We start from the raw sequence: 19,826 nt of genomic DNA on the forward strand, positions 1-19,826 counted from the left end.
GTGGATGAGCACGTCGGGCGCTCATCCACCAGCAGCACGAACGGCTTACTTCGAGTAGTACTCGACGATGAGCTGTTCGTTCAGCGGCACATCGATCTGCGCGCGTTCCGGAAGCTGGTGGACCAGGATCCGCAGCCGGTTCGGAACGACCTGCAGCCAGCCCGGGATCGGGCGATCGCCCTGGGTCTCACGGGCGACCTGGAACGGCAGCGTCGGCAGCGACTTCTCCTTGACATCGATGATGTCGTACTGAGAAACCTGGAAGCTGGGGACGTTCACCTTGCGGTTGTTCACGGTGAAGTGACCGTGCGAGACCAGCTGGCGGGCCTGGCGGCGGGTACGGGCCAGACCGGCGCGGTACACGACGTTGTCCAGACGCGACTCGAGCAGCTGCAGCATGTTGTCGCCGGTCTTACCCTTGCGACGGTTCGCCTCTTCGTAGTAGCGGCGGAACTGCTTCTCCATGACGCCGTAGGTGAAGCGGGCCTTCTGCTTCTCCTGCAGCTGGAGCAGGTACTCGCTCTCCTTGATCCGCGCGCGGCCGTGCTGGCCGGGCGGATAGGGACGACGCTCGAACGCCTGGTCGCCTCCGACGAGGTCGACACGCAGACGACGCGACTTGCGGGTGATGGGGCCTGTATAACGAGCCATTTTTCGCTAAATCCTTTCCCGCTAGACGCGACGCCGCTTGGGCGGACGGCAGCCGTTGTGCGGCTGCGGGGTGACGTCGGAGATCGTGCCCACCTCGAGGCCGGCGGCCTGCAGCGAGCGGATCGCGGTCTCACGGCCCGAACCCGGACCCTTGACGAACACGTCGACCTTCTTGACGCCGTTCTCCTGCGCCTTGCGGGCGGCGTTCTCGGCGGCGAGCTGCGCGGCGAACGGGGTCGACTTACGCGAACCCTTGAAGCCGACGTGGCCCGACGACGCCCACGAGATCACGTTGCCCTCGGGGTCGGTGATCGAGACGATCGTGTTGTTGAACGTGGACTTGATGTGCGCGTGGCCGTGGGGGACGTTCTTCTTATCCCGGCGACGCGCCTTCTGGGACTTCTTGGGGCCGGAGGCCCGACTCTTAGGAGGCATTCAGCTATCCCTACTTCTTCTTGCCGGCGACGGTCTTCTTCGGACCCTTGCGCGTGCGCGCATTGGTCTTGGTCCGCTGTCCGCGCACCGGCAGGTGGCGGCGATGGCGGATGCCCTGGTAGCAGCCGATCTCGATCTTGCGGCGGATGTCGGCCTGAACCTCACGGCGGAGGTCACCTTCGACCTTGAACTCCGACGCCTCGATGTAATCGCGCAACCGGGTGACGTCGTCGTCGGTGAGATCCTTCGACCGCAGGTCGGGGTTCACACCGGTGGCGGCGAGGATCTCGTGAGCGCGGGTGCGCCCGATCCCGAAAATGTAGGTCAGTGCGATCTCCATGCGCTTCTCGCGCGGGAGGTCGACGCCCATCAGACGTGCCATGTGGCAGCTTCCTTAACTGTTGCGGAGGTCTGCTCCCTGTCCGTCCCCTCGAATGGGGCCCCGGCCTCCGTTCCGGGGGTAGGTCACTCGTCCGCCCGGGAGTTCGTTTCCGAACCGCGGGCTCGCCGACGGGCGACTGGCGCTGGGAGGTCTTCTCTCGATGTGCCAATCCGAACTGCGTTCGGTGCTTGGCTGGTGAGCCCCTGCGTCGGGGCACAGCCCAGGATCAGCCCTGGCGCTGCTTGTGACGCAGGTTGTCGCAGATCACCATGACCCGGCCGTTACGGCGGATCACCTTGCACTTCTCGCAGATCTTCTTGACGCTGGGCTGAACCTTCACGTCCGTCCAATCTGGTTGTGGTTCACACACAGGGCGCGAACACAGGTGTTCCCCAGTCGTATGACCGGGGAAGTCTTTTGTCGCAGATCCCGAGGTCGCAACCCCGAAACCTCACCGGAGTCCGGACGCCGAGGCCTCCGAACTCCTTCCCGGGGACGTGCCCCGGAAAACTCACTTGTAGCGGTAGACGATGCGACCGCGCGACAGGTCGTAGGGCGACAGCTCCACGACCACACGGTCCTCGGGCAGGATGCGAATGTAGTGCTGACGCATCTTGCCGCTGATGTGCGCGAGAACCTTGTGACCGTTCTCCAGCTCGATGCGGAACATCGCATTGGGCAGCGGCTCGATAACTCGACCCTCGACCTCGATGGCCCCGTCTTTCTTCGCCATATCCTCCGCGATCCCGCTTACGCTGAAACCCTGAATGGCCTCAACTCTTCGGCTAGCTTGTCAATGAAGTTACCGGTGCACTCCAGTCGACCTGGTGCCATACTCGACGTAGGTCACATGCGGACATGCGCAGACATCGGGTAGATGCACCGCCGACCAAGCTTACCCGTGCGCCCACGATCCGGCCAAATGGGCCCCTTGCCGCACAGTTCCGGCGGACCTACCATGCCGCCCTCCCCCCGATACGACGTCTGTCGTGAGGCCGGTTTTCGCGCGGTCGGCGGCGGTTCATCGAGCCGCGAGCGGCCCGCGTCCGGTCAACGGCCCCCAGGCGGCGATGAGTCCGACCATCAGTACCAGTGCCACCGTGATCACCGTGAACACCGCACCCGGTCCGTGCCGGTCCAGCAGCGGTAGCAGCAGGAACGGCTGGATCGCGGTGCTCAGTTTCGACAGCGAGTAGGTGGTTCCGGAGGCGGTGCCGCGCACCGTCGTGGGGAACGACTCGGGGAGATAGGTGTGCAGCGCATTCGAGAAGACATTACTGGTCAGGGTGAACAGTCCACCGGAGGCCAGGATCAGCGGCACGGTGGTCGCGAATCCGAAGATCAGGCCGAAGATTGCCATCAGGCCGGCCGAGGCCAGCACCAGATATTTGCGCTCGATCCGTTCGATCAGCGGGATCGCCAGTAGCGATCCGAGCGGATAACCCAGATACGTGACGGTCAGATAGCCCAGCGAGTTCACCACCGTGAACCCCTTGTGCTGCAGCACCAGCACCGCCAGCGTGCCGAACCCGTAGTAACCGAAGACCTGCAGGATCATCACCGCGGAGAACAGCAGGGTGCGGCCCCGGTTCGCGCCGCGCAGGATATCGCCGAACGGCGCCTTCGCCGGTGGTTCCGGACGCGGCCCGGCGGCTTCCTCGTGCTGAGCCCGCCACTGCGGCGATTCGGGCATGTGGCGGCGGGCGACGAAGACCAGCGCCGCCCCGAGTCCGCCGATCACGAACAGCCAACGCCAGCCGTCGGTGCCGAACGGTTCCAGCGGCACCAGCCACCGGGCCAGGAATCCGACGGCCGGTACCGCGCAGAAGCCGATGGTGTAGGCGATGGAGATCATCCGGCCGCGGACCTGCGGCGGCATCACCTCCGACAGATAGGTGTCGGAGACCGTCATCTCCGCGCCGATACCGAGTCCGGCGAGGACACGGGTCGCCATCAGGAACCAGACATCGGGACTGAACGCGCCGAGCAGCGTGAACCCCGCGTACATCCCGATATTGATCATGAACATCCGGCGGCGCCCGAAGACATCCGACAGCCGGCCGATGACCAGAGCGCCGAGGAACTGGCCCACGAACGCCGAGGCGAGGATCCCGCTCAACTGGTAGGTAGACAGATCCAGCTGCTGCTTCAGGACGCCGGTGATGGTTCCGGCCAGGAACAGCTCGTACAGATCGAAGAACAGGCCCATGCCGACCAGGGCGACGAGTGTGCGATGCACGGGCCGGATCGGCAGTTCGTCCAACCGGGCGGCGTCCGGACCGTCGTCCGCGGTAATTGCCATTTCGATACGCTCCCGACCTCGCAACTCAGGGGCAACCACAGCCACCGGCGGGACCCGCGGCGGCGGGGCCGACCGTTTTCCGGGCTGGGGGTAAGGACGCCCGTCGTGGCCGATCGCCCTCGCGTAAACTACCGGCTGTCCAGGAAGTCGGTACAGCAGATCCCAGGGGGACGCCCGTGAGTGTGCGCAGCGAGCGAATTGTGGACGCAGCGCCCTCGAATCCGATCACCACGATCCTCGCGAACCTCGATGAGGCACAGCCGTGAGTCGTAACAACAACGATCTCCCCATGCTGCCGCCGTGGCTGTCGGAGAGCGATGTCACGCAGACCGGATACGAGGCACCGGTCCAGAATCTGCCGCATCAGGAGCTGATCCCGGAGGACAACGGCCCGCGACGGCTGTTCTCCCGCAAATCCGAGGATCGGGCGGAGTCCGACAAGAAGAAGCGCAAGTCCCGGCGCAAGGACAAGGCCGAGGAGACGTCCGCGCCCGCGCCGGCCGAACACTCGGCGTGGGGTCCGCCCGAATCGGCCGTACCGCACGATGATCGGCCCGCGCCGGCACCGGAGCCCGCTCGGCACCACGACGTCGGGGGCAGTGGCTTCCCGGACAACGGTGCCGCCGCATCCGGCCCGATGGCGTGGCAGGCCGGCGCGCCCGCCGAGTACCGGCCCGCGCCACCGCAGCCGTACTCCCCGCCTCCGGTGGTGGAGCAGCCGTACCACCCCGCGCCGCCGCCGAACTCGGGTCATCCGGCGCCCCAGCCACCACCGGCCCAGCCGCCGCAGTCCGCGGCGCGGCCACCGATTCCGCCCGCCCCGCAGCCGCCGTCGGCACCGGTCGCGGACAACGCGGATGCGGAGATGACCGTGCGGGTGACCCGCCGGACCGACCTGCCGCCGTCACCGCACCAGCCCACCCCGCCCCAGCAGCCCGCGCCCACCCCGCCGCCGCTTCCCGATTGGTCGCAGGCGGCGGCGTCCTCGGCCGAAAGGTCCGGACCGCCACCGCGTTTGGGGGTTCCGGACGGCTACGGCACCGGATCGTCCGGGGCCGCACCGGCCGACAGCCCTGCCGCGGCGCCCGACAGCGGGCAGCCGCGGGCCCTGCCGGTCGAGTCCCACGGACCTGCCGACACGTCCGGGGCGTCGGAGAACGCGCCGGATTGGCTGACCCGCGGCGAATCCGGCCCCACCCCCGCACCGGTCGAATCCGCTGCCGGGCCGCAGCAGTCGACTGCCGCCCCGGTCGCCGCCTCACCTATGCCGGACAGTGATTTCGGCCCGGCATCGGTCGGCGGCGCCGGTTTCCCCACTGCCGAGGTCCCGGAGACCGCCGCGACGCCGCCACCGCACGGGCCCGCGCCGGTGCGGCCGGATGCGACGCGCCCGGCCTCGGCTCCGCCGGAGCGACCGGCGCCGTCGGTCGAGGCCGCGCGGCCCGGTCCGGCACCGGAGTCGGTGTCCCGGCCTCCCACCGCCGAATTCGATCCGCACGCACCGCATTCCGGGTCCCTGCCCCGGACCGCGGCTCCCCAGGGTGTTTCACAGCCGCGCGTCCCACAGCCGCGGACCGGCGAGCTGCCGATCGCCCCCGAGCAGACGCCGATGCCGCACGCGGGCGGCCGCCCGGCGGATCCACGTCCGGCTCCCGCACCGTATGCGGCACCGCCGCAACCCGATGCGCAGTGGCAGGGGCCGGCGCAACCACCGCGCGCGCCCGGTGCCGATCAGCAGCAGTGGCACGCGCCGCAGCCCCGGCCGGATCAGTACTCCCAGCCGCAGCAGTACGCGCAGCCCAATCCTTATGCCCAGGGGCAGCAGTACGGTCCGGCCGAGCAGTACCAGCAGGCGCGGTATCAGAATCCGCAGGCACAGCAGTATCAGCAGCAGCATCCGCCGACCGGCCAGACCCCCTCACTCGCGGATGTGCCGATGCGGCGGGCGAAGAAGGCGCCCGGTTCGGGCTGGCGGCGCGCGGTACACCACATGTCCGGTGGCGCCATCAATCCGGGGATGTCGGCGGAGGAACTGCGCCTGCAGGAACTGGTGGCACGGATTCGGCAACCGGTGCGCGGCGATTACCGGATCGCGACGCTGTCGCTCAAGGGCGGTGTCGGCAAGACGACGACCACCATGGGGATCGGCTCGATCTTCGCGTCCATCCGCGGCGACCGGGTGATCGCGGTGGACGCCAACCCCGACTTCGGCACGCTGTCGCAGCGGGTTCCGCTGCAGACCCGTTCGACCGTGCGGGATCTGCTGCTGGACCAGCAGATCACCAGTTACGGTGACGTGCGCCGGCACACCTCGCAGGCCACCAGCAGGTTGGAAGTACTTGCCAGTGAACGGGATCCGGCCGCGTCGGAATCCTTCAGCGAGGACGAGTACCGGCAGGTGCTGCGGGTGCTGCAGCGCTTCTACAACATCATCCTGACCGACTGCGGTACCGGACTGATGCATTCGGCGATGGCGGGCGTCCTGGATCTGGCCCATTCACTGGTGCTGATCTCCTCATCGGCCATCGACGGCGCGCGGAGCGCGGCGGCGACCCTGGATTGGCTGTCCCTGCACGGCCATGATCACCTGGTGCGCAATGCCGTCGTGGTGATCAACCTGCCGCGGGAGGGATCGCCGAATGTGGCGATCCAGCATCTGCGCGAGTACTTCCTGGCGCGCTGCCGCGCCGTGCACGTCATTCCCTACGATCCACACCTGGCCGAGGGCGCCGAGATCGACCTCGCCCGCCTGCACAAGAACACCAAGCGGGCCCTGGTGGAACTGGCGGCCACGGTCGCCGACGATTTCGCGACCGATCATCGCCGATTCGGCGCTTAGCGGATCAGCGTGCGGCCGTCGTCGTGGCGGGCGACCGGGTACGGGTCGCGGAATCCTCCCAGGACAACGGCGAGGACCGTACCTCCGCGATGGTGCGACCGCGGCGGCGACGGTAGAGCCCACGCAGCGTACCCGCATTCAAGTAGCCGACCCGCGCGGCCACGGTGTCGATCGTCAAGGTCGTCGTGCGCAGCAACCGAGTGGCTCGTTCCAGGCGGATCTCGTTGACGAAATCCCGCGGCGACATTCCGATTTCGGCATGCGTCGCACGCTGCAGACTGCGCACGGTGACGCCGAGTTCCCGCGCGACGTCCGCGATGTGAAACTGCTGGGCGATGTGGTCTCGCACCCACCGTTCGAAGGCGGCCACCAGGGGATTCCCGCGCGCGACCACCTGCGGGACGATGAACTCACGCTGAGTCCCGCCGCTTCCTGCCAGTAGCATTCGCGCGGTTCGTTCGGCCTGCGCCGGGCTACGTGTGGCCACAATCGACAACGCGAGGTCCAGGTGTGCCAAGGCCGCGCCGGCCGTGACGATGTGACCCGACCGGCACAGAATGCGTCCTTCGTCGAGATCGACCTTCGGATAGCGACGGCGAAAAGCCGGAGCCAGCCACCAGCTGGTGGTTGCGCAGATTCCGTCCAGCGCACCCGCCTCCGCCAGGAAGAAGGTGCCGGTGCATGCGGCCGACAGCTGGCTACCGTTCGCAGCGGCCCGCGAAATGCTCTCCAGCACAGGTTGGTTGGCGGGCGTGTCGACCAGATCGAGCACGGCATCGGCATCGGCGGCCAGTACGGCGGGCAGAATGATCGCACCGATATCGGTGGGCGCCCGCGACAACGGCACTGTCGGGACGAGATGACCGTGTCCGGACCGGACGCTGGTGCCGACGCCGACCGTGTGCACATGCCACGGCTCGGGATCCACCTCCAGGTCATCGACCAGCCCGTTCGCGGTGTTGAACACCTCGAGTACCGAAGCCAGACCGAGATCCCCGACACCGTCGACGACGACGACCGTTACATCCATGTCGCAAACAGTACTAAAGTCGTCGGATACGACACTCAACATCGGCAGAACTCGGCCATATGGTTCCGGCATGACCGTTCTCGACACCGCCGGCATCCATCACATCCGGCTCACCGTGACCGACCTGGACCGCTCGCGCACCTTCTACCGCGACATTCTCGGCTTCACCATCGCCGTCGAATCTCCCGGCAGCCCGGATGATCCCGAGGTGCGCACCGATCCGGCGCGCTTGTACGGCGGGGTCGTCTTTCAGACCAACGGTATGCTGTTCGGCCTGCGCCCTGTCGCGGCCCCGGCGGATCGCTTCGACTCCGAGCGGGTCGGACTGGACCACCTGAGCTTCACGGTCGCCTCGGTCGACGAGTTGGAGTCCGCCGCGACACGTCTGACCGAAGCCGGGGTCGAGCACGGCCGGGTCACCGAACTGACCGACCTCGGCATCGCTATTCTGTCGTTCGTCGATCCCGATGGCATCCATCTCGAGCTGACCGCGCCATTGCACTGAGATCGGAGTAGCCATGCGAATCATCAGCAGTCGCTGTCTCGTCTTCGAGTACGAGGTCACCACAGCAGGACCGTGTGCCGTCGCGCTCGATCCACTGGCCGTCGGCAACCGGAATCTGTTCATGGACAGCCTGGTTCTGAAGATCGCAGTGGAACCGGGCGATGCCGCGGTGGCGTCGACCGCGGTGGAGATCATCAAGACGATCGCCAACCGTACCGATGCGGGTTACATCGTGGTCGATGGCATCGCCCGGTGGACGCGAACCGGCGATTCCGACGGGGCCCGCCTTGACGTACTGACCGGCCTGGCCGACGCTCTCGATGTGCTTTCCGAGGTGACCGAGCGCCTCGAGGAGCGGGGCGAGCTCGTCCACCTGATGCCGTTCGGCTGGAACACGATTCGGCATACCGATATACGCGGCGAGCGCTGGCCCGTGCGAGTGACCCATCTGTCGCCGGGCCTGCCGATGCGAGCCCGGCAGCAGCAGGCCCGGTCACCCCGGATCACGGGATCATGCCGCACGATCACGCACTGAGCACGGCTCACCAGCTGGGAAGGCGGCGTCGCCCAGCGAGGACATCGCGGACGAGATCGTCGTAGCCGTCGGCCAATTCGGCCAGATGATGCCAAGCGCCGTGCAGGACTTCATCGTTCGCATCGAGCGTCACGAGGGCGTGATGGGCGCGCACCGACGCCTCGGCCAGCCGGTCGATGACCGCGCCGATCGTCTCGGTGTGGAGGGTGGCACCGGAGCGGCGCTGCGGCACCGTGCCGACGATCCAGTCGTCGATCGCCATCACCAGTTCCATTCGGCGCCTGCCGATTTCGACGATCAACGCGGAATCCGGGTCCGGTGCGGAGCCGCCGCGGCCCAACTGGCGTTCGAACAGCACGGCCAGGTCACGCGCGAACCACAGGATCGGACCGCCGATCACGCGGTGCCCCCGGCACGCGCGTAACAACAGATCCGAACTCGGCAGCAGATCGGTCGTCAGGAACTCGACGGCCATTGCACTTTCCGGCGTGTCGGGCAAAGCCACGACCACCATCGGGGACGTCTCCACACCAGCCACGTTGCCTCGCCGTCGTCGCTGTACAACCACATGGTCAGGACGTTCATTACAATAAACCTCTGAATGTGTGTGTCAAGGGTCACACTCGCCCCTCAGGCGGCGGGGTAAAATTTCTTCCTCTTGAAGGTACAACCGAGGAGCGAGATGGCCGCCGGTCCGAGGTACCAACGCATCGCCGACCTCCTTCGGGAGGCGATCCGCAACGGCACGTACGCCCCGGGCGATCGGCTGCCCAGCCACGCCGAGCTCGCCGACCAGATGCAGGTCTCGATCACGACCGCCCGCAACGCCATTCAGGTCCTCGTCACCGAAAACCTGCTGTACACAGCAACTTCGCGCGGCACCATCGTGCGCAGCCAGGAGGTGCTGGAATCGGTGGTGACCCACCATATTCGCCGGGATCGCCCACAGTCCGCGCACGACATCTTCTCCGAGATCGGGCGGGCGGCCGGACGCGAACCGTCCAAGCAGTTCAGTGCGCGGATGGAACCGGCCGATACGGATGTGGCGCACTGGCTCGGGGTGCCGAAAGATTCCTGGGTGGTCTCGCGCACCGTGGTGCAGTACCTGGACCACGAACCGTGGTCGTGGGAGGTCAGCTACTACCCGCGCGACCTGGCCGAACTCACCGGCATCGATTCACCGCACGATATTCCGGAGGGCACCACGCGCCGACTGGCCGCGCGCGGCTATCCGGAGACGGCCCATCGCGATACCGTCGTGGCCCGCCCGGCCGGCGCCGACGAGGCCGCGGTGCTGGGAGTGGGCGCCGGAACCCTCCTGCTGGATCATCTGCGCATCGGCGCGAGCAGCAGCCGGATCATGCGGGTGAGCCGGCAGCGGTCGCTGGCCTCGCGTAACCGGCTGGCCTACGAACTCGGTGACGACGAGGGCACCGAACTCATCCGCAAGACCCTGAACGCACCGCAGCCCCCGGGCAACTTCCACTCCTTCGGTAACTCACTGGTACCCGGCTCACCATGACCATCCGCATCCGCCAGGCCCGCACGGCCGATATCGGCACCATCTGCCGACTACGGCTCCAACGCACGGCCTGGCTTGCGGCACAAGGCTCGGATCAATGGACACGGCAGGGTCGTGGGCTGCCGATCGAACGGTTTGCTCGCGCGGTCTGCCGGTCGGTCGCGGCCGGCGAGACCTGGATCGCCGAGGTCGACGGCGAACCCGCGGGAACCGTCACCGTCAACGATCGCGCGGACCCCGGGCTGTGGTCACCGGGTGAGATCGCCGATGCGGTCATCGTGCACTACATGATCGTCGACCTGCGGTTCGCGGGTTGCCGCGTCGGCGCGGCGCTGCTCGCCCACGCGGCCGCGCTGGCCCGCGCCCGCTCCCGCGACTGGGTACGACTGGACGCGTGGACTGCCAACACCGGCCTGCACGAGTACTACCGCGCCAACGGTTTCCGGCTGGTGCGGTTCGCGGGCCCGCAGGCGAGCGGACCGTCGGGCGCGCTGTTCGAACGGCGCAGTGACAGCTGGCTACCCGCGCTGGCCGCACCCCGCGCCGGTCACACCGGCGGCAGGTAGCCGATCTGCACCATCTCGTTCTCTCGCGCGCGCGAGACCAGGGTGCCGCGGCCGGGCGCCAGTTTGGCCGAACGGACATCGCCGATGATCTTGCCTTCGTCCTTGGGCGCCGACATCAGCAGCGCGTCCACCGACAGATCCTTCATCATGCCCAGCACCTTGTCGTAGAGCGCTCGCGAGGCACCGCCGGAGCGGCGCGCGATCACCAGGTGCAGACCGATATCGCGGGCCTGCGGAATGAACTCCAGCAGCGGTTCCAGCGGATTGCCCGCACCGGTGACGACCATGTCGTAGTCGTCGACCACGATGTAGATCTCCGGTCCGGTCCACCAGCTGCGGTCGCGCAGCTGCTGCGGAGTGATGTCCGAACCCGGAATCCGTTGCCGGAGATAGGCCGCGACCTCCCGGATCATGTCGAACGAGGTCTGGCCCGAGGTCGAATAACCGGCCAGTTGCTTACCCTCCAGCACGCCGAGCATGGTGCGCCGATAGTCGATCAGGATGATCCGCGCCCGGTCGGCGTCCGAGTTCTCGGTGACGCCCAGCACGATATTGCGCAGCAGCGTCGTCTTGCCGCACTCGACGTCGGCGAAGGCCATCAGATGCGGCTGGGCGTCGAAATCCAGTACCAGGGGGGCCAATTCGTTCTCACCGAGACCCACGACCACGCGAGTGGCGCTGCTCTCGATCCCCTGTCGGGCGGCCTCGGCGAGCACCTGTTCGCGGGGCACCCGCAGCGGCAACATGCGCACGGCCGGAGCGCGGCGATCGCCGTAGAGTTCCGCGAACTGGGCGCGGGCCAGGGCGATACCGTCGGACAGCGTCGCCGGATCGGAGTCGGAATCCAGCCGCGGCAGTGCGACCAGCATGTGCAGCTTCTCCGGGGTCAGACCGCGACCGGGGCGGCCCACCGGCACCAGTACCGCGGTGCGCCGGTCCATTTCGGAATCGCTGGGGTCACCGAGGCGAAGCTCCAGCCTGGTGCCGACGAGATCCTTGATCCCCGCGCGGATCTCGCCCCAGCGGGTGGCGGCGATCATCAGGTGGATGCCGTAGGACAGGCCCTGGGCGGCGAGGGCGTTGAATGCCGGTTCCAGTACATCGAATTCGGAGCGGATCGTCGCCCAACCGTCGACGACGAGGAAGACATCGCCGAACAGGTCCTCGGACAGCGGATTCGCCGCCCGCTCGGCGGGGCTCAGTGTCGCCAGGTCGGCCTTGCGGCGGCGGAACTCGTGGATGGATTCGATACCGAGTTCGCGGAAGCGCTCCTCGCGCTGATGCAACAGGGTCAGCATCTCGGCGAGGGTGCGGCGCACCCGGTCGATATCCATGCGCCCCGCGACCGAACCCACATGCGGGATGTCGGACAGACCGGCCAGGGTGCCGCCACCGAAGTCCAGGCAGTAGAACTGCACCTGCTCCGGGGTGTGAGTGGCCGCGGCGGCCATGATGATCGAGCGCAAGGTGGTGGACTTACCCGACTGCGGGCCGCCGACCACGGCCAGATTGCCCTGTCCCGCGGACAGATCCACGATCAGCACATCACGCCGCTGCTCGTAGGGCTTGTCGATCACGCCGACCGGCCACCACAGCCGGCCGTGCCGATTCGCCGGCGAACGCCAGTCCGGGTCGGGCAGCAGCATATCCACCGACGGCGATTCGTCCAGCGGCGGCAGCCACACCTCGTGGGCGGGACGGCCGTGCCCGCGCAGCCGATCCACGACCACATTGAGCAGTGTCTTGGGCACTGCCTCGGCGGCGCCGGGCGAGCGCTCCAGCTCCGCCTCGGGCGAACCGGGCGGTGGCGGAAGTTCGGGGCGAGCCAGGGGTCCGCGTGCCGGCGCCGCGTCGGTGGCGTTGCCGGGTGCGCGGGCCTCGACCGGTGCGGCGGTGAACACCACCGGGTCCTGTCCGATCCGGCGCTGGGTGCCGCCGCCGCTGCCCGGCACGGTCACGCCGGGTGATTCGTAGGCGCCGGAGACGTAGCAGGCGTTGAACCGGAGCGGATCGTCGGCATCGCTTTTGAGATAGCCCGAACCCGGCACGCTGGGCAGGTGGTAGGCGTCGGTGATGCCGAGCACCGCCCGAGATTCGTTGGCGGAGAAGGTACGCAGGCCGATGCGGTAGGACAGATGCGAGTCCAGACCGCGCAGCTTGTTCTCCTCGAGCCGCTGCGAAGCCAGCAACAGATGGACGCGCAGCGATCGGCCCAGCCGGCCGATCATGACGAACAGATCCGCGAAATCCGGTTTCTGCGAGAGCAGTTCGGAGAACTCGTCGACGATGATGAACAGCGCCGGCAGCGGATCGAGGGCCGCGCCCGCGGCGCGTGCCCGCTCGTATTCGGTGACATTGGCGAAGTTGCCGGCCGAGCGCAGCAGCTCCTGGCGCCGGGTCATCTCGCCCGACAGCGCGTCCTTCATGCGGTCGACGAGGGCGATCTCCTCCTCGAGGTTGGTGATCACCGCGGCCACATGCGCCAGCGACTCGAGTCCGAGGAAGGTGGCGCCACCCTTGAAGTCGACCAGCACCATGTTCAGCTGATCGGGGGAATGGGTTGTCACCATCGACAGCACCAGAGTGCGCAGGAACTCCGACTTACCCGAACCCGTGGCGCCGATGCACAGTCCGTGCGGACCCATGCCGTTCTCGGCGGACTCCTTGATATCGATCTCGACCGGCGTGCCGTCCGGGGTGATGCCGATGGGCACCCGCAGCCGCTCCCGGTCGTTGCGGTGGCGCCACACCGTACCCGCGTCGATCTGCGCGGCGTCGGGAATCTTCAGCAGTTCCATCAGACCGGGTACCGCGCGCGATTCGTCACCGAGGCTCACGATCTGGGCGGCCGTGGCCACGCGATAGCGCGCCAGGGCCCGCGACAGGGTCTGCGCCTCCGCGATCGTCACCTGGTCGGAGGTCGCGAACTGCTCGACGCCCGCAGCCGATTTCGCGGCGACGGTACCGTCGGCGACCACCAGCTGCAGACCGCGGCGCACCGCCAGACCGGTCTGGGGTGCGGTCAGGTCGAGGACGGTCACCGAATCCAGGCCGGCGTCGCTGACGATCCGCTCGGTGCCGCTGACGAATCCGTCGTCGATGATCACCAGCAGGTGGATCCGGCCGGCGGTGGGCTGCGCGTTGCGCATGAACCGGCCGCGCTCGAGCAGTTCGGCCGACATCGAGGTCTCCAGTTCGGCCAGCGACCGATACATCATGCGGGCCGCGCCCATCCCGTCCCGATCGACCGGATGTTGCAGGTGCGGCAGCCATTTCGCCCACGACCAGGCCTCGGTGTCCGGATCGGCGCAGATGATCGCGACAGCGGTGTGGTCGGGACCGTGGAAGGTCACGTACTCCATCAGCATCGCGCGCACCAGCATGCGGGTCGCGGCCGGCTTGCCCTCGATGTTGATCGCCGGAAACGCTCGCAGCGACAGCGCCGTGGGCAGGCCGTGCACCACCGAATGGGTGCGGACGAAGCGGCGCAGCGCCACCGTCGACACCGGCTCCAGATCCTCGAGCGGACCGGTTTCCGGACGGGCCAGTTTGGTGGCGAGCCGGTGGCTGCCGATGCCGACGCGCACATGCCCGAAATCGGGATCGTTGGGGCGGCGCTCCCACATCCGCCGGGTACCGGCCACCGCGCGCAGATCGGCGGGTTCGGGATGACTCCAGATCAGCGACTGCAGCTGCGCTCCGCCGGTTCTGCGGACCTCGCGGCGGACCTGGTCGAGGTAGCGGAAGTAGTCCTTGCGTTCCTCGTTCAGCTCGGCGGCGCGTTTGGGGCCGCCGCCACCACGCATGCCCGCCATCATGCCGACCATCGACATCAGCATCATCATCGGGAACATCAACATGAAGGGGTTGGCGAGCAGGTTGCGCCCCATCATCACCATCATCGCGATCATGCCCACCACCGCGACGACCATGACCACGGGCATCAGCCGCATCAACAGAGCGGGCGGCACCGGGCGCGGGATCTCCGGCGGGGCGGTGAGGGCCACCTCGCCGCCCGGTGCGCGAGGCGGGGCGATACGCGGTCGGCGTACGAAGCCGTCGGTGGACATAGCCCTACTCTCCTCCAGGCGAGTCGGTCCCGGCGGGGCCCGAAGATGTGGAAACCTTGTCCGGCGCGGCGGTTTCGGACGCCCCGACGAATCCGGCGACCGGATCGTCCGCCCCGCCGTCGGCCCGCCTGCGCCGGTACGGCAGAGCGGCGGCCCAGCCGATGACGAGCAACGCGAGCAGCGTGACCGAACCGATCATCGCCACCCGGCGCGGCACCGGATCGGGGACCCGATCGGGCGCTGGCGGTGCGATGGCCCGTGGGAGCGCGGCACTCCCGCCGGCCGCCGGCGGCAGTTGCGCGGTGAGCGCGGCCAGCGGATCGATCAGGCCGAAGCCGACCCGGTCGTCGCGCCCGGCGCCGGGATTGTGCGCGGTCCGCTCGATCCGGTCGATCACCTGCGCCGCGGTCAGATCGGGAAATCTACTGCGCACCAGCGCCGCCAGTCCTGAGACGAAAGCGGCCGAGAAGCTGGTGCCGTCGATGGTCAGCGGTCCCTCGTCACCGTGTTCGGTATCGACCAGACCCGCGCCGCCCGGTTTGCTGTCCAGCGAGATGATGCCGCGCCCGGGTGCGGCGACTCCCACCCACGGGCCGTGGATCGAGAACGGTGAGGTGCCACCGTCCGGATCGGTGGAGGCGACCGACAGGACGTACGGCGAGAACCACGCCGGGCTGATGACGGTGGACACCCCGTTCCAGCCGCTGGTCTCGTTCTGGGTCGAACAGGCCGCCTGGTCGAGATTGCCGGCCGCGGCGACCACGACCACATTGCGATCGGCCGCGTATTCGACCGCGGCGCCCAACGCCCCGTCCGCGGTGCCGGAACCCGCTGGGCTGCACGATACTTCGGAGATATTGATGACCGTGGCGCCCATATCGACGGCGCGCACCACGGCGGCGGCCATGGTCAGCACGTCACCGTAACCGCCGGCGGCGACTTTGCCGGTATCGTCGCCGCGGCGATTCTTGGCCTCGTACTGCAGGCTCAACTGCCGGATGGCCAGGATCTGCGCCTCCGGGGCCACCCCGGAGAACGCGTCCGCGGGACCGGGGCGGGCGGCGATCAATCCGGCCACCAGGGTGCCGTGGCCGTCACAGTCCTCGGTGCCGTCGCCGGCGGTGACGAAATCGCCGCCGGGCAGCAGATCCGGCAACCGAGGGTGGCGGTTCACCCCGGTGTCGATGACAGCGACCTTCTGACCGGCGCCGCGACTGAATTTCCACGCCCGATCCAGATCGAGAATCCGTTGCGGCAGTGGCGGATCCCGCGGTATCGCGCCGGTGAGATACGGCTCGGCGCAGAGCGCGCGCTTCTCGGTCTCGTCCGGCGGCCCGTTCTTCGCGTTGACGGCCAGCGCCTGCCCGAGGGCGCCGTTGTCGATCGCCGGTGGGGCGACCGCCGCGGCGGGCCCGGCGCCGCACATCACCGCGGGCCCGGCGCCGAACACCGTCACCCCGAGGACCGTCCCGGCGGCGCTCACGCGCAGCCAGCGCGCCGCCCTTCCGTAGCGCAACACCCTCACCGCCCGATCAGATGTTCCGCGCGGCCGAATACACGTCCATCAGCCACAGCGACAGCGGGACGATGGCGACGATCAGCAGATATTCGAAGATCTCGATGGCCCGTCGCACCACCGGGGAGACGTCCGCGCGGGGACCGAGCACGCCGAAGGCCGGGACCGCGGCGGCCACGATCAGGAGCAGACCCGCGCCCGCGGCCCGCCAATTCTCATGGGAGACAGCGGCTCCGGCCGCCACCACCAGTGCCACCGCAGTGCCGCCCGCGATCATCGTCGCGGCCTGGGTGCGGTCGGCGTAGGCCCGGCCCCGCAGGCACAGCACCACCGCGGTGATGGCGGCCAGTAGCAGTCCCTGCCAGGTCGCGTCTCCCAGCGGGTCGGCGCCCAGGATCGCGCCGCCCCCGGCGGCGAGCGCGGAGCCGATGAGAACTCCGGATTGGTAGTGGTTGGCCGCACGGGCCCGGCGTTCCAGTCCGGCCGCCGAGGGCAGCGCGGTCGCGCCGATGACACCGATATCGGCGATGGTGGGCCGGGGTTCGTGATCGGTCGGATCGATGGCGGCGCCCGCGGTCGGCACCGGTGGCACCGGCAGCCGCGCCGCGGCGACGGCGGCCCGCGGGGCCATCGTGATCAGCACCAGGCCGCCGATCAACGCGCCCACCGCGATCTTCGGAATGTCGAAGTCCCACAGCATCCGTACCGCAGCGGCCACCGCGAGGATCGCGGCGGTGGTGACTACCGCCGCGACCACGAGTGATCCCGCCCGGGTCGCCGAGTACAGCGCCAGCGCGACCACCAGCGCGGCCACCGCGGAGAACAGCAGATGCGGCGAACCCACCCAGCCCGGTGTGAGCAGCCCGGCACTCGACCCCAGGAGCGCGATCGCGTACAGCGACAACACGATCGCGGTCACCCGTTCGGCCGGGAAGCGCCGTGCGACGATCACCGCGGCGCCCGCGGCGAGCAGGCCCGCACCCAGGGCGATGAATCCGTTCAGGATGCCGGTTTCCTTGCCGGCTACCAGTACCGCCACCGCGATGATCACCGCGATCAGCCCGGCGCCCAGGCCCATTCGCCGCGCCGCCACCGGCGACCAGGCATTCGCCGACTCGGCGGTGAGCCGCGAGACCGCGTCGATCACATCGTCGAACAGCGCCGGCGCCTCCTTGGCGGTCACCGAGCGCAACACCAGCAACTCACCGTCGAAAACCTCGGCGTCGGTGAGCGATTGGTGCGGCGGGATCGGGTCGCGGCCGATGCGCGCCAACGTCCAGTGCTGAGCGCGCACGGGTGCGCCCTCGTCGTGTTCGGTCAGGTCGGGATTGCGCGAATCGATCAACTCGACCAGATCGGTGATGTACGCCGCGACCGGGACGGTCGCGGGCAGGCCCACATCGAGTTGAGTATTTCCGCCGATCACCGACACTCGGCACAATTCCGGGTCAACGGCCCCCACGCCGCTGCTCGACGACTCGGTCACGGATTACAGAACTCCCTACGATTTTCGTCGCTGTATTGCGACGTTCCAAACTTAACCGAGATCGGCTGTCACGGCAGCCGGTATGCTGAGCGAGAATTAGCACATTTACGCGTTTAGGGGACTGTCCGTATGACCGGCAACCGCCAAGCACAACGCGCCTTCGATGCCGGCGTATTGTCATTGGGTATCGCTATCGACGGCCAGGAATCCACGCCCGATCTCGAATACGCGAAGCTCGCTTTCCAGCGCGCCACCGAATGGGATCCGGGCATGTGTGACGCCTGGCTGGGCCGGGCCGCCGCCGGGGAGATCACCCCCGAGGTGGTATTCAATCTGTACAAGACCAGCGGCTCCACGCTGTTCCGCGAACAGCGCCGGCTCGGCCTGGCGCCGCGGCAGCTGGCCGGACGCTTCGTGGTGGGGCAGTACATCGACTATCCGCTGGCGGGCTATACCGAGATCTGGCTGGCCCAGGCCGCGCAGCTGATCTCCGCGGGAGATTACGACGAGGCCGAACAGGTTCTCGACGATCTGGCCCGGCACCGCGCGGGTCTGCTGTCGCAGCCGGATCAGGACCTCGACGACCGCATCTGCCAGTACGTTCGCGGTCTGCTGCACTACACCACGCAGCGCTGGCCGGATGTGATGACGGTGCTGGCGGGTTCGGCGGAGTGGCAGGACCCGTATCTGGCCGCGGGCGCGCACGTGATGGTGGGTACCGCCTGCGCCCAGCTCGGGTTGTTCGGTGAGGCGATCCGCCGGATGGAGGCCGCGGAGAGCGGTCCGATCCCGGCCGCGGCGACCACCGCCCGGTTCTGCCGCGGACTGTGCCTGCGCGAGATGGGCCGCGAGGACGAGGCCCAGGCGCTGTTCGAGAAGGTGTTCTCCGAGGCACCCACCTTCGAGGCGAATACGCAGGCCATGCGGGATCGCAAGTACCGTCTGACGGTCACCGGCAAGGAGCTCATCGACGCCCGCGCCGACCGCTGGGACCCGTCCTCGGCACCGACCGCCGAGCAGGTCGAGGACGAGGAACGTGGCGATCGGGCCAAGCGCCTGCTCGAGGTGGCGCGCGCGGAACTGGACGAGCAGATCGGCCTCGCCGCGGTGAAAACTCAGGTCGCGAAACTCCAGGCCACCGCGCAATTGGCGAAAATCCGCGCCGAGAAAGGAATGTCCAGCGCGCCGCGCGGACAACACCTTGCGTTCACCGGCCCGCCAGGAACCGGTAAGACGACGATTGCCCGCGTGGTGGCAAAAATTTACTGCGGGTTGGGTTTGTTGAAAACCGATCGGCTGGTCGAGGTAAAGCGTTCGGATTTCGTCGGTGAACATTTGGGAAGCACCGCGATAAAAACAAATAAATTGATCGATTCCGCGATGGACGGCGTGCTGTTCGTCGACGAGGCGTACACCCTCATCCAGACCGGCCTGTCCGGCGGTGACGCGTTCGGGCGCGAGGCGGTGGACACACTGCTGGCGCGGATGGAGAACGACCGCGATCGGCTGATCGTGATCATCGCCGGGTACGACGGGGAGATCGACCGCTTCCTGGCCTCCAACGACGGTCTCGCATCCCGCTTCGCCAAGCGGGTCAAGTTCGAGTCCTACACTCCCGAGGAGCTCGGCCGGATCGGCCAGTTCATTGCGAGCAAACGAGATTCGGAGGTCGCCGAGGACGCGCTGGTCCTCCTGCAGGCCGCCTGCGGTGAGCTCTACGCGCGCGACGTGGTGGACCAGAGCGGTGAGCAACGGCGTGGGGTCGATCTGGCCGGAAACGGTCGTTTCATCCGCAACGTCATCGAGGCCGCCGAGGAGGAACGCGAATTCCGGCTGGCCACAGATGATTCCATCGATCTGACGGCGATCGACGAGAGCGTGCTGATGCGGATCGAGGGCGCCGACATGGCCAAGGCGCTGGAGGGTGTGCTCGGCGGATTGCGCTGAACCGCACCACGACACGGCACCGGCCGCGCGGCGGCGGCCG

17 protein-coding genes are annotated in these 19,826 nt (G+C 68.1%); 6 read left to right on the top strand and 11 right to left on the bottom strand.

Annotation, left to right across the window (positions count from 1 at the left end; all coding sequences use genetic code 11):
- Positions 1-45: 45 nt before the first annotated feature.
- The 6 genes from rpsD to LKD76_RS27355 all read right to left on the bottom strand — a co-directional run bounded on the left by rpsD (position 46) and on the right by LKD76_RS27355 (position 3,770).
- On the bottom strand, positions 46-651 hold the full coding sequence (gene rpsD / locus LKD76_RS27330; protein ID WP_227984279.1) for a 30S ribosomal protein S4: 606 nt from the start codon (positions 649-651) through the stop codon (positions 46-48).
- Positions 652-672: 21 nt separating this feature from the next.
- Positions 673-1,086 carry a 30S ribosomal protein S11 gene (gene rpsK, locus LKD76_RS27335; RefSeq protein ID WP_025347281.1) on the bottom strand — a complete coding sequence of 138 codons (414 nt, stop codon included), beginning with the start codon at positions 1,084-1,086 and terminating at the stop codon, positions 673-675.
- A 10-nt stretch (positions 1,087-1,096) separates the two neighbouring features.
- Positions 1,097-1,468 (bottom strand): 30S ribosomal protein S13, encoded by a 372-nt coding sequence (gene rpsM / locus LKD76_RS27340; RefSeq protein WP_025347280.1) that lies wholly within the window; start codon positions 1,466-1,468, stop codon positions 1,097-1,099.
- A gap of 226 nt (positions 1,469-1,694) precedes the next feature.
- On the bottom strand, positions 1,695-1,808 hold the full coding sequence (gene rpmJ, locus LKD76_RS27345) for a 50S ribosomal protein L36 (RefSeq protein WP_025347279.1): 114 nt from the start codon (positions 1,806-1,808) through the stop codon (positions 1,695-1,697).
- Positions 1,809-1,979: 171 nt separating this feature from the next.
- Entirely contained in the window at positions 1,980-2,201 is a 222-nt protein-coding gene (infA, locus tag LKD76_RS27350) for a translation initiation factor IF-1 (RefSeq protein WP_003886926.1), read from the bottom strand.
- A gap of 288 nt (positions 2,202-2,489) precedes the next feature.
- A complete protein-coding gene (locus LKD76_RS27355) occupies positions 2,490-3,770 on the bottom strand; it encodes an MFS transporter (RefSeq protein ID WP_227984280.1) in 1,281 nt (426 codons plus the stop codon).
- Between the two features lie 262 nt (positions 3,771-4,032).
- Between LKD76_RS27355 and LKD76_RS32230 the strand changes: the two genes are divergently transcribed.
- Positions 4,033-6,609 (top strand): MinD/ParA family ATP-binding protein, encoded by a 2,577-nt coding sequence (locus LKD76_RS32230; RefSeq protein WP_227984281.1) that lies wholly within the window; start codon positions 4,033-4,035, stop codon positions 6,607-6,609.
- Positions 6,610-6,613: 4 nt separating this feature from the next.
- On the opposite strand, the gene LKD76_RS27365 is transcribed toward LKD76_RS32230, so the two are convergent.
- Positions 6,614-7,639, bottom strand: a complete 1,026-nt coding sequence (locus LKD76_RS27365) for a helix-turn-helix domain-containing protein (RefSeq protein WP_227984282.1) — start codon at positions 7,637-7,639, stop codon at positions 6,614-6,616.
- On the opposite strand from LKD76_RS27365, the gene LKD76_RS27370 reads away from it, so the two are divergent.
- Both LKD76_RS27370 and LKD76_RS27375 read left to right on the top strand, forming a co-directional pair.
- Positions 7,638-8,144, top strand: a complete 507-nt coding sequence (locus LKD76_RS27370) for a VOC family protein (RefSeq protein ID WP_372465936.1) — start codon at positions 7,638-7,640, stop codon at positions 8,142-8,144. The genes LKD76_RS27365 and LKD76_RS27370 overlap by 2 nt on opposite strands.
- 13 nt (positions 8,145-8,157) lie before the next feature.
- Positions 8,158-8,679, top strand: coding sequence for a hypothetical protein (locus LKD76_RS27375; protein WP_227984283.1), 522 nt, complete (start codon positions 8,158-8,160; stop codon positions 8,677-8,679).
- 7 nt (positions 8,680-8,686) lie between these two features.
- On the opposite strand, the gene LKD76_RS27380 is transcribed toward LKD76_RS27375, so the two are convergent.
- Positions 8,687-9,154, bottom strand: coding sequence for a DUF4254 domain-containing protein (locus LKD76_RS27380; RefSeq protein ID WP_227984284.1), 468 nt, complete (start codon positions 9,152-9,154; stop codon positions 8,687-8,689).
- A gap of 207 nt (positions 9,155-9,361) precedes the next feature.
- Here LKD76_RS27380 and LKD76_RS27385 point away from each other — a divergent pair, with 207 nt between their 5' ends.
- Both LKD76_RS27385 and LKD76_RS27390 read left to right on the top strand, forming a co-directional pair.
- Complete coding sequence (locus LKD76_RS27385; protein WP_227984285.1) at positions 9,362-10,201, top strand: GntR family transcriptional regulator; 840 nt, start codon at positions 9,362-9,364, stop codon at positions 10,199-10,201.
- Positions 10,198-10,767 (top strand): GNAT family N-acetyltransferase, encoded by a 570-nt coding sequence (locus tag LKD76_RS27390; RefSeq protein WP_227984286.1) that lies wholly within the window; start codon positions 10,198-10,200, stop codon positions 10,765-10,767. Before LKD76_RS27385 ends, LKD76_RS27390 begins: the two co-directional genes overlap by 4 nt.
- Here the strand turns inward: LKD76_RS27390 and eccCa are convergent.
- The 3 genes from eccCa to eccD form a co-directional block, all read right to left on the bottom strand.
- Positions 10,749-14,837 (bottom strand): type VII secretion protein EccCa, encoded by a 4,089-nt coding sequence (gene eccCa / locus LKD76_RS27395; protein WP_227984287.1) that lies wholly within the window; start codon positions 14,835-14,837, stop codon positions 10,749-10,751. The two genes, LKD76_RS27390 and eccCa, sit on opposite strands and share 19 nt — an antisense overlap.
- Before the next feature lie 4 nt (positions 14,838-14,841).
- Positions 14,842-16,263, bottom strand: a complete 1,422-nt coding sequence (gene mycP / locus LKD76_RS27400) for a type VII secretion-associated serine protease mycosin (protein WP_227985422.1) — start codon at positions 16,261-16,263, stop codon at positions 14,842-14,844.
- A 106-nt stretch (positions 16,264-16,369) separates the two neighbouring features.
- Complete coding sequence (eccD, locus tag LKD76_RS27405) at positions 16,370-17,839, bottom strand: type VII secretion integral membrane protein EccD (protein WP_227984288.1); 1,470 nt, start codon at positions 17,837-17,839, stop codon at positions 16,370-16,372.
- 129 nt (positions 17,840-17,968) lie between these two features.
- Here eccD and eccA point away from each other — a divergent pair, with 129 nt between their 5' ends.
- The gene (gene eccA / locus LKD76_RS27410) at positions 17,969-19,786 is read left to right on the top strand and encodes a type VII secretion AAA-ATPase EccA (protein WP_227984289.1); all 1,818 of its coding nucleotides are present in this window, start codon (positions 17,969-17,971) and stop codon (positions 19,784-19,786) included.
- Positions 19,787-19,826: the final 40 nt, after the last annotated feature.

The organism is Nocardia spumae (assembly GCF_020733635.1).
Classification (GTDB): domain Bacteria; phylum Actinomycetota; class Actinomycetes; order Mycobacteriales; family Mycobacteriaceae; genus Nocardia; species Nocardia spumae.

What these genes read in the sequence shown, in the direction of transcription:
- rpsD (WP_227984279.1), bottom strand. Translation starts at nt 651, where the DNA reads ATGGCTCGTTATACAGGCCCCATCACCCGCAAGTCGCGTCGTCTGCGT.
- rpsK (WP_025347281.1), bottom strand. Translation starts at nt 1,086, where the DNA reads ATGCCTCCTAAGAGTCGGGCCTCCGGCCCCAAGAAGTCCCAGAAGGCG.
- rpsM (WP_025347280.1), bottom strand. Translation starts at nt 1,468, where the DNA reads ATGGCACGTCTGATGGGCGTCGACCTCCCGCGCGAGAAGCGCATGGAG.
- infA (WP_003886926.1), bottom strand. Translation starts at nt 2,201, where the DNA reads ATGGCGAAGAAAGACGGGGCCATCGAGGTCGAGGGTCGAGTTATCGAG.
- LKD76_RS27355 (WP_227984280.1), bottom strand. Translation starts at nt 3,770, where the DNA reads ATGGCAATTACCGCGGACGACGGTCCGGACGCCGCCCGGTTGGACGAA.
- LKD76_RS27370 (WP_372465936.1), top strand. Translation starts at nt 7,638, where the DNA reads ATGTCGCAAACAGTACTAAAGTCGTCGGATACGACACTCAACATCGGC.
- LKD76_RS27365 (WP_227984282.1), bottom strand. Translation starts at nt 7,639, where the DNA reads ATGGATGTAACGGTCGTCGTCGTCGACGGTGTCGGGGATCTCGGTCTG.
- LKD76_RS27375 (WP_227984283.1), top strand. Translation starts at nt 8,158, where the DNA reads ATGCGAATCATCAGCAGTCGCTGTCTCGTCTTCGAGTACGAGGTCACC.
- LKD76_RS27380 (WP_227984284.1), bottom strand. Translation starts at nt 9,154, where the DNA reads ATGGCCGTCGAGTTCCTGACGACCGATCTGCTGCCGAGTTCGGATCTG.
- LKD76_RS27385 (WP_227984285.1), top strand. Translation starts at nt 9,362, where the DNA reads ATGGCCGCCGGTCCGAGGTACCAACGCATCGCCGACCTCCTTCGGGAG.
- LKD76_RS27390 (WP_227984286.1), top strand. Translation starts at nt 10,198, where the DNA reads ATGACCATCCGCATCCGCCAGGCCCGCACGGCCGATATCGGCACCATC.
- eccCa (WP_227984287.1), bottom strand. Translation starts at nt 14,837, where the DNA reads ATGTCCACCGACGGCTTCGTACGCCGACCGCGTATCGCCCCGCCTCGC.
- mycP (WP_227985422.1), bottom strand. Translation starts at nt 16,263, where the DNA reads ATGTGCGGCGCCGGGCCCGCCGCGGCGGTCGCCCCACCGGCGATCGAC.
- eccA (WP_227984289.1), top strand. Translation starts at nt 17,969, where the DNA reads ATGACCGGCAACCGCCAAGCACAACGCGCCTTCGATGCCGGCGTATTG.